Genomic DNA, 13,190 nt, shown 5'->3' on the forward strand with positions numbered 1-13,190 from the left:
GCTCGGGCGGGCCAACGGCATCGACTGCGCGGTGCTGGCGCAGCCCGGCAAGCATGACTGGCCGTTCGCCGACCGGGCCTTCGCCGCCGCGCTGCCGTGGCTGGCCGGCCGGCTGGGCACGCCTGGGATTCCGCGGACCCCGTTGCCCGGCGCCGCCGCCCCGCCCGCGGCCGCCGCCCCGGTCGTCGTTCCGGCCGACCACTCCAGTCCCGCCCGGCGGTAGCCGCGGGTGCCTTCCATTGCCCGGGTTCGGCGCGCGATCTTTGCGCGGCACTGCAATCCGTGGAGCGCCTGGACCCGCTGGGCGAGCACCCCGCTGATCCTGGTGCCGCCGTGGACGCGGCGCTGGAGCCACGCGGCGTGGATCGCGCTGTGGCTGGCCGTGAACCCGTTCGTGTTCGGCGCGCCGGGTCACCAGCGGGCGTGGTCGACGCGGGCCATGCTGGGCGAGGAGCTGTGGATCAGCCGCCGCCCGCGCGATGGCGCGATGGCGGTCAGCGCGCTGACGTCGGCCGCCGCGGTCGTTGCCGTCGTGGCCGCCTGGCGCCGCCGGGCGCGGCCGGCGGCGATCGCCGCTGGGGTGCAGATGACGTTGACGCTGGTGTACTGGCAGCAAATGGTGCGCTATTGGGAGCGGGAGCGGCGGGACCGGCCGGGGCTTCAGTAGCGTAACGACCATGCCCGACGAACCAACCCCGCCTGATCCCGGGTACGACAGCGCCGGCGTGCCGACCTTCGAGTCCGTGCGCGAGAAGATCGAAAATCGCTACGCGACGTCCCTGGGTGACGCGGAATTGGACGCCGACTCCCCCGAGGGCCGTTCCGTCGCCGAGCAATACGACGAGCGCGAGCGCGCCGCCGCCGAGCGGTTGGCCCAGATCCGCGAGTCGATGCGCGCGGACGAGGGCTAGGGAAGCGGTTGGCGTCGGGGGGACGTCGATGAGTGAAACGCAGCCCGGTCCGCGGATCGGGAGCCGGTTCGGGCCATACCAGTTACGGCGACTGCTGGGTCGCGGCGGGATGGGCGAGGTCTACGAGGCATACGACACCGTCAAGGACCGCGTGGTGGCGCTGAAGCTGATGTCCGAGCAGGTGAGCTCCGATGACTCCTTTCGGCGGCGCATGCAACGCGAGGCCCGGACCGCGGGCCGGCTTCAGGAACCGCACATCGTGCCGATACACGATTTCGGCGAAATCGATGGTCAGGTGTTCATCGACATGCGCCTCATCGAGGGGCGTGACGTGGGGACGGTGCTCAGCCGCACCGGGCCGCTACCGCCACCGCGCGCGGTCGCGATCGTCGAGCAGGTCGCCGCCGCCCTCGATGCCGCGCACCGCGCCGGGGTCATCCACCGCGACATCAAACCCGAGAACATCCTGCTCGCCGGGGGCGACTTCGCCTACCTGGTCGACTTCGGCATCGCCGCCGCGGCCACCGACGAGCGGGTGACCAAGACCGGCGCCGCCATCGGCAGCTGGAACTACATGGCGCCCGAGCGCTTCGGGAACGACGACCCCACCTACCGCGTCGACATCTACGCCCTGGCCTGTCTCCTTTTCGAATGCCTCACGGGCACAAGGCCTTTCCAGAGCACCAGCCTCAGCAGCCTGATGGCGGCACACCTGGTGGAACCGGTGCCGCGCCCGAGCCGGCGCAATCCCGCCGTCCCCGCCGCGTTCGACGAGGTCATCGCGCGCGGGATGGCCAAAGACCCAAACGACCGCTACCTCACCGCGGGCGATCTGGCGAAGGCGGCCCTGCACGCGCTGAGCACGCCGGACCAACGCGAGGCGACCGAGCTGATCCAGCACAGCCAACATTTCGCGCCGCCGCCGCGCGTGGAACCCTTTGCCGCCCAGCCCGCGCCGCAGCACCCGGCGTGGTTCGCGCCTCCGCCCGCCCCGCCGTGGGCGCCGCCCGCGCCGCCGCGGCGCAGGCTGGGGCTGGTGATCGGCGCCCTCGCGCTCGTCATCGCGGTGATCGCGGGCACCGGGGTGTGGCTGGCGGTCGACAAGTCCGGGGCCGCACAACCCGAGAGCCCCACCACCGGCGCGACCGCCGCGCCCTCGACCACGAGCGCGGTGACGACCAGCGCCTCCCCCACGGTGGCTCCCGCACAACTGGATTCGCTGCTGCTTCCCGTCGACCAGATCAACACCCTCGTCGGCACCACCGGCATCATCGTCGACCACAACGTGACGGAGATGACGGACCCGGGTCCCGGCAATACGCTGTCGGACGACAAGTGCCTCGGGGCGCTGATCGGTTTCCAGACCCGGACGTACAAGAGCAGCGGCTACACCGCGATGCTGGCCCAGCTGATGAAGAAGCCGCTGAGCAACCCGGCCTACGTCGTGGTCCAGGGCGCGGTGATCTTCGCGTCCGCCGACCAGGCCCGGGGATTCGTGAACGACCAGTGGAACCAATGGCGGGACTGCGGGGGGAAGACCGTGACCCAGCCCAGCGACAAAGCCCCATTCGAATGGACCTTCGGGCAGATCAGCGGCAATCCGCCCAACATCGCGCTGCAGCACACGTTGGCCAACAGCCCGGTGGTGTGCCAGCACGTCCTGGAGGCGGTGTCGAACGTGGTGCTCGACGTCAACGTCTGCGCACCGGGAACCATCAATCAGGCCAGGCAGATCGCCAACCAGATGGCGACCAAGATCCCCGGTTGACGGCGGTCAGGCGGTGACTTTGCGTCGCCGCTTCGGCCGCTGCGGCGGGGCGGCGCGGCCGATCACCTCGGCGAGGAATTTCCCGGTGTAGCTTTCCGGCACGGCGGCGATGTCCTCCGGGGTGCCCTCGGCGACAACGGTTCCGCCCTCGGCGCCGCCCTCGGGACCCATGTCGACGATCCAGTCGGACGTCTTGATGACGTCCAGGTTGTGCTCGATGACGATGACCGTGTTGCCCTTGTCCACCAGCCCGTTGATGACGGTGAGCAGCTTGCGGATGTCGTCGAAATGCAGCCCGGTGGTGGGCTCGTCGAGGATGTAGATGGTCCGCCCCGTCGAACGCTTCTGCAGCTCGGCGGCCAGCTTGACGCGCTGCGCCTCACCACCGGACAGCGTGGGGGCGGGCTGGCCCAGCCGGACGTAGCCCAGGCCGACGTCGACCAGCGTGCGCAGGTAGCGGTGGATGCCGGTGATCGGCTCGAAAAACTCCGCCGCCTCCTCGATCGACATGTCCAGCACTTCGGAGATCGTCTTGCCCTTGTAGTGCACTTCCAGCGTTTCCCGGTTGTAGCGCGCGCCGTGGCAGACCTCGCACGGGACGTACACGTCCGGCAGGAAGTTCATCTCGATCTTGATCGTGCCGTCGCCCGTGCACGCCTCGCAGCGGCCGCCCTTGACGTTGAACGAGAACCGGCCCGGTTGGTAGCCACGGACTTTGGCCTCCGTGGTGGCCGCGAAGAGCGTGCGGATCTTGTCGAACACGCCGGTGTAGGTGGCCGGGTTGGACCGCGGCGTGCGACCGATCGGCGACTGGTCGACGCGGACCAGCTTGTCGAGGTGGTCCAGGCCCGTCACCCTGGTGTGCCGGCCCGGGACCAGCCGGGCGCCGTTGAGCCGGTTGGCCAGCACCGTGGCCAGGATGTCGTTGACCAGCGTCGACTTGCCCGATCCGGACACGCCGGTCACCGAGGTGAGCACCCCGAGCGGGAACGAGACGTCGATGCCGCGCAGGTTGTGCTCGCGCGCGCCCACCACGGTGAGCTGACGCTTGCGGTCTATCGGACGCCGGATCGCCGGCATCTCGATGGCCTCCTTGCCCGACAGGAAGGCCCCGGTGATCGACTCCGTGTTGGCCAGCAGCTCGGCGTAGGTGCCGCTGTGCACGATCTGCCCGCCGTGCTCGCCCGCCCGCGGGCCGATGTCGACGATCCAGTCGGCGTGGGCGATGGTGTCCTCGTCGTGCTCGACGACGATCAGCGTGTTGCCCAAATCCCTTAGCCGCGTGAGTGTTTCGATGAGCCGACGGTTGTCGCGCTGGTGCAGCCCGATGGACGGCTCGTCGAGCACGTACAGGACACCCACCAGTCCGGACCCGATCTGGGTGGCCAGCCGGATGCGTTGGGCCTCACCGCCGGACAGCGTGGCCGCGGCGCGGGACAGCGACAGATAGTCCAGCCCCACGTCGAGCAGAAAGCCCAGCCGCGACTGGATCTCCTTGAGCACCTGCCCGGCGATCGCCTGCTCGCGGGGGCCCAGAGTCAGGGCGTTCAGGAAGTCCGAGCAGTCCGAGATCGACAGCTCGGACACCTCGGCGATGGACTTCTTGCCGTGCCGCCCCGCGGCCAGCGTCACCGCCAGGATCTCCGGCTTGAGCCGGGTGCCCTCGCACTCCGGGCAGGGCACGTCGCGCATGAAGCCCTCGTAGCGCTCCTTCATCTGCTCGGACTCGGTCTGCGCCATCTTGCGCTGCAGGAACGCCAGCACGCCCTCGAAATCGGCGTAGTAGGAACGGGTTCGGCCGTACCGGTTGCGGTAGCGCACGTGCACCTGGTGGTCGGAGCCCTCGAGAATCGCCTTGCGCGCCTTGGCCGGCAGCTTGCGCCAGGGCGTGTCGACGTCGAAGCCCAGCTCGTCGCCGAGGCCGGCCATCATCCGGGTGAAGTACTCCGCGGTGTGGCCCGTCGACCACGGCGCCACCGCGCCCTCGGCGAGCGTGCGCTCCGGATCGGGCACCACCAGGTCGGGGTCGACCTCCTTGCGGATGCCCAGGCCGGTGCACTCGGGGCAGGCGCCGTAGGGCGAGTTGAACGAGAACGACCGCGGCTCGAGGTCGTCGACCGCCAGCGAGTGCCCGTTGGGGCAAGCCAGCTTCTCGGAGAACCGCTGCTCGCGGTTGTGCGCGTCGTGCTCGTGGTCGACGAACTCCAGCACCACGATGCCGTCGGCCAGGTTCAGTGCGGTCTCCACCGAGTCGGTGAGCCGCTGCTTGGCGCTGGCCTTGACGGTGAGGCGGTCGACCACCACCTCGATGTCGTGCTTCTCCTGCTTCTTCAGCTTGGGCGGGTCGGTCAGCGGGTGCACCACGCCGTCGACCCGGACCCGGCTGTAGCCCTGCGCGTTCAGCTTCTCGAACAGGTCGGCGAACTCGCCCTTGCGGGTGCGCACCACCGGGGCGAGCACCAGGAACCGGGTGCCTTCTGGCATCGCCAGCACCTGGTCGACGATTTGCTGGGGCGTCTGCCGGGCGATCCGCTCGCCGCAGACCGGGCAGTGCGGCGTTCCGGCGCGCGCGTAGAGCAGCCGGAGGTAGTCGTAGACCTCGGTGATCGTCCCGACCGTCGACCGCGGGTTGCGGTTGGTCGATTTCTGGTCGATGGACACCGCCGGGGAGAGGCCCTCGATGAAGTCGACGTCGGGCTTGTCCATCTGCCCCAGGAACTGGCGGGCGTAGGCCGAGAGCGACTCCACGTACCGGCGCTGGCCCTCGGCGAAAATGGTGTCGAAAGCCAGCGACGATTTGCCCGATCCCGACAGCCCGGTGAAGACGATCAGCGCGTCGCGCGGCAGGTCGAGGTCGACGCCGCGCAGGTTGTGTTCGCGGGCGCCCTTGACGATCAGGCGGTCAGCCACGCTGCCTTCTTTCAGTGAATCTTTGACGTGCTGTAGCCGTAGATGCGCACGGCGCATTCCATGCTATGTGCCCATACCGACAAGCAACGTCTGACCAGTAACGTGGCCGCTATGACTGCCCTGGACGACAACTACACCGGACACGTCGACCCTGGTACCGCGGCCCGCCGGACCCTACCCGGCGCCACGATCCTAAAGGCGTCGGTGGGCCCCATGGACAACAATGCGTATTTGGTGACTTGTTCCGCCACGGGCGAAACGTTGTTGATCGACGCCGCCAACGACGCCGACGTCCTGATCGACCTGATCCGGCAGAACGCGCCCAAGGTGGCGCTGATCGTGACCAGCCATCAGCATTTCGACCACTGGCAGGCGCTTCAGGCCGTGGCCGAGGCCACCGGCGCACCGACTGCAGCCCACGAGATCGACGCCGAGCCGTTGCCGGTCAAACCGGATCGTTTGCTGGCCGACGGCGACACCGTCCAGATCGGCGAGCTGCAGTTCAAGGTCATCCACCTGCGCGGCCACACGCCCGGCTCCGTCGCGCTCGCCCTCGACGGGCCCGCGACGGGCGGGGTCACGCAGCTGTTCACCGGCGACTGCCTGTTCCCGGGCGGCGTCGGCAAGACGTGGCAGCCTGGCGATTTCACCCAGCTGCTCGACGACGTCACCACGCGGGTGTTCGACGTGTACGACGATTCGACCGTCATCTACCCCGGTCACGGTGACGACACGGTGCTGGGCGCCGAGCGTCCCCACCTGGCGGAATGGCGCGAGCGGGGCTGGTAGGGCGGCCCTGCGTTAGGACGTGGTGTGGACGATCAGCACGTCGACCTTGGCCCGGCGTGAGACGTTGGCGGGCACCGATCCCAGCAACCGGCCGGCGATCGTGCTCAGGCCGACGTTTCCGACGACCAGCAGGTCGGCCTTCTCGTCCTCGGCGAGCTTGACCAGCGCGTCGACCGGGGCGCCCTCGATCGGGCGCTCCTCAACGTTCTTGGCCCCGGCCTTGTGCGCCCGCTCCTTGGCATCCTGCAGGATCGCGTAGATGGGCGCGGTGCCGGACACCTTGTAGCTCTCGTTGCGCAGGGCGTCCGCCGCCCGGGCGTCCTCATGCTGGGGCAGGTATGCCGACGCGACGAGCAGCTTGGCGTCCGGCCCCGCGATCTGCGCCGCCTTGTCTACCGCGCGCATTGACGAGTCCGAGCCGTCGGTTCCCACCACCACAGTCCGATAGGCGCCCATTTACCCTCCCTGATTCGGTTGGTCAGCCAACCCAAGACACTATCGCGTTTGCCCGTTGCACAGGGAAGAGATTAGCGACACCACATGGCCGGGCGTGTCGACAATTTGCGGCGTCGCGCCGCGGCAACGGAGAATATCGCCGATGACAAAACATTCAAATGCTCTGGCCGGCGGCGGAAAGCGTTGCATAACGCCGCTTTTCGTGGAATGCGCACGGCGGGGTCGAATAGCCCGGGGCGGTATTGTGACCCGTCCCGGCGATTCCGCTTTACAGTGACAAGCATCATGTCAATGCCCACCGTCGAGCAGCGCGTCGCGGACCACGTCGAGGAGCCCGCACCCGCGCGTCCGCCCGGAAGATTGCTCGACCCGTGGGCCATCGCCGTCTTCGCGGCCGTCGTCAGCGGCGCCTGGGCCTGCCGGCCCTCGCTGTGGTTCGACGAGGGGGCGACCATCTCGGCCGCGGCGAGCCGGACTCTGGCCGAGCTGTGGCGCCTGCTGAGCCACATCGACGCCGTACACGGGCTGTATTACCTGCTGATGCACGGCTGGTTCGCCGTTTTTCCGCCGACCGAATTTTGGTCGCGGGCGCCCAGCGCCCTCGCGATCGGCGCCGCCGCCGCGGGTGTCACGGTGTTCACCAGACGGTTCTCCACCCGGCCGGTCGCGGTGTGCGCGGGCGTCGTGTTCGCCATCTTGCCGCGCACCACCTGGGCGGGCATGGAGGCGCGACCCTACGCCTTCGCGGCCGCCGCGGCGGTCTGGCTCACCGTATTGCTCGTCGCCGCCGTCCGGCGCAACAGACCGCGATTGTGGATTTGCTACGCGCTGGCGTTAATGCTGTCGATTCTGCTGAATCTGAACATGGTGCTGTTGGTGCCGGTCTATGCGGTAATGGTGCCTCTGCTGGCGCCCGAGAAAGCGCGCAAATCCCCGCTGATTTGGTGGGCGGGCAGCTCGACCGTCGCGGTCGCTGCCATGACGCCGTTCATGTTGTTCGCCCACGCCCAGGTTTGGCAGGTCAACTGGATCTACCCGGTCAGCTGGCATTACGCGTTCGACATCGTCCTGCGCCAGTATTTCGACCACAGCGTTCCGTTCGCGATCCTGTCCGCGGTCCTCGTCGTGGCGGCGATCGCCGCCCGGCTGGCGGGGGTCCGGCCACCGGCCGGCGACGTGCGCCGCCTGTTGATCGCCTGCTCGGCCTGGCTGGTCATTCCCACCGCGCTCGTGGTCGTCTATTCGGCCGTCAGCGAACCGATCTACTACCCGCGCTACCTGATCTTCACCGCGCCCGCGATGGCCGTCGTGCTGGCCGTGTGCATCGTCACGCTCGCCCGCAAACCCTGGCCGATCGCCGGTGTGGTGCTGGTCTGCGCCGTGGCCGCGGTGCCGAACTACCTGTTCGTCCAGCGGTGGCCGTACGCCAAGGAGGGCTGGGATTACAGCCAGGTCGCCGATCTGATCAGCTCGCACGCCGCCCCCGGTGACTGCCTGATGGTCGACAACACCGTGCCGTGGCGGCCCGGCCCGATCCGTGCCCTGCTGGCCACCCGGCCGGCGGCCTTCCGGTCCCTGATCGACGTCGAACGGGGCGCGTACGGGCCGAAGGTCGGGTCGTTGTGGGACGGGCACGTCGCCGTGTGGCTCACCACCGCAAAAATCAACAAATGCCCCGCGATCTGGACCATTACCAATAAGGAAACGTCGCTGCCCGACCACCAATCCGGGGCGTCATTGCCACCCGGGCCCGCATTCGGCCGCGCCCCGGCCTATCGATTCCCGAGTTACCTCGGGTTCCGCATTGTCGAACGCTGGCAGTTCCATTACTCGCAGGTGGTGAAGTCCACGCGCTGATTCGCGCTTTGCCGGCGGCATGAACCGCCATTTGTTGGGTAGTTGACGGGGTATGCAAAGCTCGCTGGCCGCACCGCTGCTGGGCGGCAACGTGCAGGGTCTCCGACACCTGGTCGAGCTGTTCGCCGCGTTCGGATTGACCGCGCTCATCGGCTTCGAACGCACCATCCAGGGCAAGAGCGCCGGGCTGCGGACGCAGACGATCGTCGGGACGTCGGCGGCGTTGATCATGCTGGTCAGCAAGTACGGCTTCGCCGACGTCCTGTCGCCCGGCGCGGTCGCACTGGACCCATCCCGCGTCGCGGCCCAAATCGTTTCCGGCGTCGGCTTTTTGGGGGCCGGCATCATCATCACCCGGCGTGGTGCCGTGCACGGGCTCACGACGGCGGCCGCGGTTTGGGAATCGGCCGCGGTCGGCATGGCGGTGGGCGCCGGCCTGCTGCTGCTCGCCAGCGCCGTCGTGGCCCTGCACTTCGTCAGCGCGCTCGTCTTCAAGGCGGTCGAGGGCCACCTGACGGCCCAGCTGCGGGGCACCGTCCGGGTGCAGATCATCTACGAGAACGGCCGCGGCATGCTGCGGGAGGTGCTGCGCATCTGCGGGCAGCAGAACTGGCAGCTCACCGAGCTCGACGCGGACGCGCACGACATCGACGACGGCGAGGTGCGGGTGGCGATGACGTTGTCCGGCACCAGGATCGCGAGCGCGCGACAGGTGTTGGGCGACGTCGACGGGGTGGTGGCCGTCTTCCAGGCCGACGACGACCCGGACTGACGCCGCCGCGGGTCAGCTGACGGGTTGCACCTGGCGCGGGCGGGTCGCGCCGTAGGACACCGCCACCCCGGCCGCGCAGAGCGCGGTGAACACCGTGAACAGCCAGTGCGCCGCCATCCCGTCGCCGCCCTTGGCGGTGTTCACCACCACGCCGGCCAGACCCGCGGCGATGGCCGCGGAGATCAGCTGGACGGTGTTGATCGCCGCCGAGGCGGCGCCGCCTTCGGCCGGGTCGTCGACCGAGGACATCGCGCGCGCCGACAGATGCGGCCAGGCCATCCCGATCCCGGTGCCCGCCACCAGCAGCGCGATCGCCCACAGCGCGGCCGTCCACGGGGACGTGTCCCCGCGGCGGGCGACCGCGGCCAGGGCCAGGCCGGAGGCGGCCACGATCGGTGCCGCCACGATGACCCGCGCGATCGTGCGAGGGCTCTCGAGGGACGCGCTGAGGATCTCGCTGACCGTCCAGCCCAGCGCCAGCGCGGCCCCCAGGAATCCGGCCGCTATCGGGGTCAGGTGCGCCAGCCGCTGGCCGAACAGGGGCACGTAGGTGTTCACCATCGCGGCGCCCATCAGCGCGCCCATGGTCAGATAGATCCACTTCAGTGGGCCGGGGCCGAAGACGCTGGGCGGCAAGATCGCCGCGTGCGTCCGCCAATCGACGAGCACGAACGCTCCCACCAGGGCGACGCCGACGGCGAGCAGGGCGAACGTCGCCAGCGTGTTGCTCGGAATCTGGGCGACGCTGACCGCCAGCGCGGCGGCACCGATCAGCAGCAGCGACCGCACCGGGACCTTCATCGGCGCCACGACGGGCGTGTGCTCGACGCGGACCAGCGCGACGGGCACCAGCAGGCCCATCAGGGCGGTCAGCACCGCCATCGCCACGAAGGCCCACCGCCACAGGCCCAGCTGGGCGAACAGGCCGCCCGTCGTCGGGCCGACCACCGTCGCCACGCCCCACATCGCCGACACCAGCGCCGAGCCGCGCGTCCACAGCATGCGCGGAAGAGCGGAATTGATCAGCGCGTACCCGAGGCCGGCCAGCAGCCCGCCTGCGACACCCTGCAGGGCGCGCCCGGCTATCAGAACCTCCATGTTGGGCGCCGCCGCGCAAACCAGGCTGGAGGTGCCGAACACGGCGAGACCGGTCAGGTAGCACGAGCGCGCCCCGACGCGCAGCAGCATCGGATTGACCATCGCGGCCGCCACCACCGACCCGACGAGGTACAGGGTCGTGACCCAGGCGTAGAGCCGGCTGCCGCCGATTTCGGCGATGGTGTTCGGCAACAAGCTGGTGGTCAGGAACTCGTTCGTGGCGTAAAGACACACCCCACCCGCCAGCAGGATGGAGGTCCTCAGATACCTGGCGCCCAGCAGCTGGCGCCAGCCGCCAGTCACGGTCGCGGTGTCGGTCACCCTTCTACCGTATGGGGTGCCTCAGGGGTGCAAATCGGAGATGCGCTGCCAGCAAACTCATTTCAGGCCGGCGGCGTCCATCCCCCGCAGTTCCTTCTTCAGGTCGGCGATCTCGTCGCGGAAGCGCGCGGCCAGCTCGAACTGCAGGTCTCGCGCGGCGGCCATCATCTGCTCGGTGAGGTCCTTGATCAGGTCGGCCAATTCGGCGCGCGGCATGCTGGTCGTGTCGCGGCCCTCGAAGACCCCGGCGCTGACGGCGCGGCCCGGTTCGCCCTGGGCGCGCCGGCCCCGGGAGGAGTTGCGGCCGGACCCGCCGACCCCCACCGTTTCCGTGTCGTCGGCCTCGCGATAGACCTGGTCGAGGATGTCGGCGATCTTCTTGCGCAGCGGCTGCGGGTCGATGCCGTGGGCCTCGTTGTAGGCGATCTGCTTGGCCCGCCGCCGTTCGGTCTCGTCAATCGCCTCTTTCATCGAGTCGGTGATCGAGTCCGCGTACATGTGCACTTCGCCGGAGACGTTGCGGGCTGCGCGGCCGATGGTCTGGATCAGGCTGCGCGAGGACCGCAGGAAGCCCTCCTTGTCGGCGTCCAGGATCGCCACCAGCGAGACCTCGGGGAGGTCCAGGCCCTCGCGGAGCAGGTTGATGCCGACGAGCACGTCGTAGTCCCCCAGCCGCAGCTGGCGCAGCAGTTCCACCCGGCGCAGCGTGTCGACCTCGGAGTGCAGATAGCGCACCCGGATGCCCATCTCCAGCAGGTAATCAGTGAGGTCCTCGGCCATCTTCTTGGTCAGCGTGGTGACCAGCACCCGCTCGTCGGCGTCGGTGCGCTTGCGGATCTCCCCGATCAGGTCGTCGATCTGCCCCTTGGTGGGCTTGACCACCACCTTCGGGTCCACCAGGCCGGTCGGCCGGATGACCTGCTCGACGAACTCGCCGCCGGCCTGGCTCAGCTCGTAGGGGCCCGGGGTGGCCGACAGGTACACCGTCTGCCCGATCCGGTCGGCGAACTCCTCCCAGGTCAGCGGGCGGTTGTCGCACGCCGACGGCAGCCGGAACCCGTACTCGACCAGGTTGCGCTTGCGGGACATGTCGCCCTCGTACATCCCGCCGATCTGCGGCACCGTGACGTGCGACTCGTCGATGACCAGCAGAAAATCCTCGGGGAAGTAGTCGAGCAGGGTCGCCGGGGGCGAGCCGGGGCCGCGGCCGTCGATGTGGCGCGAGTAGTTCTCGATTCCCGAGCAGAAGCCGACCTGGCGCATCATCTCGATGTCGTAGTTGGTGCGCATGCGCAGCCGCTGCGCCTCCAGCAGCTTGCCCTGGCCCTCCAGCTCGGCCAGCCGCTGCGCCAGCTCCTCCTCGATAGTCGAGATCGCATGGGCCATCCGCTCCGGACCGGCGACGTAGTGGGTGGCCGGGAAGATCCGCAACGAGTCGACCTGGCGGATCACGTCGCCGGTCAGCGGGTGCAGGTAGTACAACGCCTCGATCTCGTCGCCGAAGAACTCGATGCGCACCGCCAGCTCTTCGTAGGACGGGATGATCTCGACCGTGTCGCCGCGCACCCGGAACGAGCCCCGGGTGAAGGACAGGTCGTTGCGGGTGTACTGCACGTCGACCAGCAACCGCAGCAGCGCGTCGCGGGGCACCTCGGTGCCGACGCTGAGTTCCACGGAGCGGTCCAGGTACGACTGCGGGGTGCCCAGGCCGTAGATGCACGACACCGAGGCCACCACGACCACGTCGCGCCGCGAGAGCAGCGACGACGTCGCGGAGTGCCGCAGCCGCTCCACGTCGTCGTTGATCGAGCTGTCCTTCTCGATGTAGGTGTCGGTCTGGGCGATGTACGCCTCCGGCTGGTAGTAGTCGTAGTACGAGACGAAGTACTCGACCGCGTTGTGCGGCAACATCTCTCGCAACTCGTTGGCAAGCTGGGCGGCCAGCGTCTTGTTCGGCGCCATGACCAGCGTGGGCCGTTGCAGCCGCTCGATGAGCCAGGCGGTGGTGGCCGACTTCCCGGTACCGGTGGCGCCGAGCAACACCACGTCGCGCTCGCCCGCCCTGATGCGGCGTTCCAGCTCGTCGATGGCGGCCGGCTGGTCGCCGGCGGGCGCGTGCGGGCTGACGACCTCGAAGTGGCCGCCGACGCGCACGACCTCGTCGACCGCGCGGTATTCCGAATGTGCGACTACGGGATGTTCCGTGGCGAAAGCCATGCCACCAGGTTAGAACCGCGCACCGACAAGTGTCGCGGAGCCGGCGTCAGGCAGCCCTCTGACCAGGCCATTGCGCTCAGAGCGGATTGCC

10 protein-coding genes and 1 pseudogene are annotated in these 13,190 nt (G+C 69.0%); 7 read left to right on the top strand and 4 right to left on the bottom strand.

Annotation, left to right across the window (positions count from 1 at the left end):
* The 4 genes and pseudogenes from A9X05_RS31665 to A9X05_RS12915 form a co-directional block, all read left to right on the top strand.
* Positions 1-223, top strand: a pseudogene (locus A9X05_RS31665) (esterase family protein); the annotation flags it as partial.
* Positions 224-229: 6 nt separating this feature from the next.
* Positions 230-667: a DUF6653 family protein gene (locus A9X05_RS12905; protein WP_231975467.1), complete on the top strand. Its 438-nt coding sequence runs from the start codon at positions 230-232 to the stop codon at positions 665-667.
* A gap of 10 nt (positions 668-677) precedes the next feature.
* Positions 678-911: a hypothetical protein gene (locus tag A9X05_RS12910; RefSeq protein ID WP_067754846.1), complete on the top strand. Its 234-nt coding sequence runs from the start codon at positions 678-680 to the stop codon at positions 909-911.
* A gap of 28 nt (positions 912-939) precedes the next feature.
* Positions 940-2,679: a serine/threonine-protein kinase PknH/PknJ gene (locus tag A9X05_RS12915; protein WP_067781809.1), complete on the top strand. Its 1,740-nt coding sequence runs from the start codon at positions 940-942 to the stop codon at positions 2,677-2,679.
* 6 nt (positions 2,680-2,685) lie between these two features.
* Here A9X05_RS12915 and uvrA read toward each other — a convergent pair whose 3' ends face one another.
* A complete protein-coding gene (gene uvrA / locus A9X05_RS12920) occupies positions 2,686-5,589 on the bottom strand; it encodes an excinuclease ABC subunit UvrA (RefSeq protein WP_067781812.1) in 2,904 nt (967 codons plus the stop codon).
* 111 nt (positions 5,590-5,700) lie between these two features.
* Between uvrA and A9X05_RS12925 the strand changes: the two genes are divergently transcribed.
* Entirely contained in the window at positions 5,701-6,378 is a 678-nt protein-coding gene (locus A9X05_RS12925; protein ID WP_067781814.1) for an MBL fold metallo-hydrolase, read from the top strand.
* Positions 6,379-6,390: 12 nt separating this feature from the next.
* Here the strand turns inward: A9X05_RS12925 and A9X05_RS12930 are convergent, their stop codons facing one another.
* Complete coding sequence (locus A9X05_RS12930; RefSeq protein ID WP_067754834.1) at positions 6,391-6,834, bottom strand: universal stress protein; 444 nt, start codon at positions 6,832-6,834, stop codon at positions 6,391-6,393.
* Between the two features lie 285 nt (positions 6,835-7,119).
* Here A9X05_RS12930 and A9X05_RS12935 point away from each other — a divergent pair, with 285 nt between their 5' ends.
* On the top strand, positions 7,120-8,691 hold the full coding sequence (locus tag A9X05_RS12935) for a glycosyltransferase family 39 protein (RefSeq protein WP_067754912.1): 1,572 nt from the start codon (positions 7,120-7,122) through the stop codon (positions 8,689-8,691).
* A gap of 52 nt (positions 8,692-8,743) precedes the next feature.
* Complete coding sequence (locus tag A9X05_RS12940; RefSeq protein WP_067781817.1) at positions 8,744-9,463, top strand: MgtC/SapB family protein; 720 nt, start codon at positions 8,744-8,746, stop codon at positions 9,461-9,463.
* 12 nt (positions 9,464-9,475) lie between these two features.
* Here the strand turns inward: A9X05_RS12940 and A9X05_RS12945 are convergent, their stop codons facing one another.
* Both A9X05_RS12945 and uvrB read right to left on the bottom strand, forming a co-directional pair.
* A complete protein-coding gene (locus A9X05_RS12945) occupies positions 9,476-10,882 on the bottom strand; it encodes an MFS transporter (protein ID WP_067781820.1) in 1,407 nt (468 codons plus the stop codon).
* Between the two features lie 57 nt (positions 10,883-10,939).
* The gene (uvrB, locus tag A9X05_RS12950) at positions 10,940-13,099 is read right to left on the bottom strand and encodes an excinuclease ABC subunit UvrB (protein ID WP_067754825.1); all 2,160 of its coding nucleotides are present in this window, start codon (positions 13,097-13,099) and stop codon (positions 10,940-10,942) included.
* Positions 13,100-13,190 lie beyond the last annotated feature (91 nt).

It is taken from the genome of Mycobacterium sp. E3298 (genome assembly GCF_001666895.1).
GTDB lineage: Bacteria > Actinomycetota > Actinomycetes > Mycobacteriales > Mycobacteriaceae > Mycobacterium.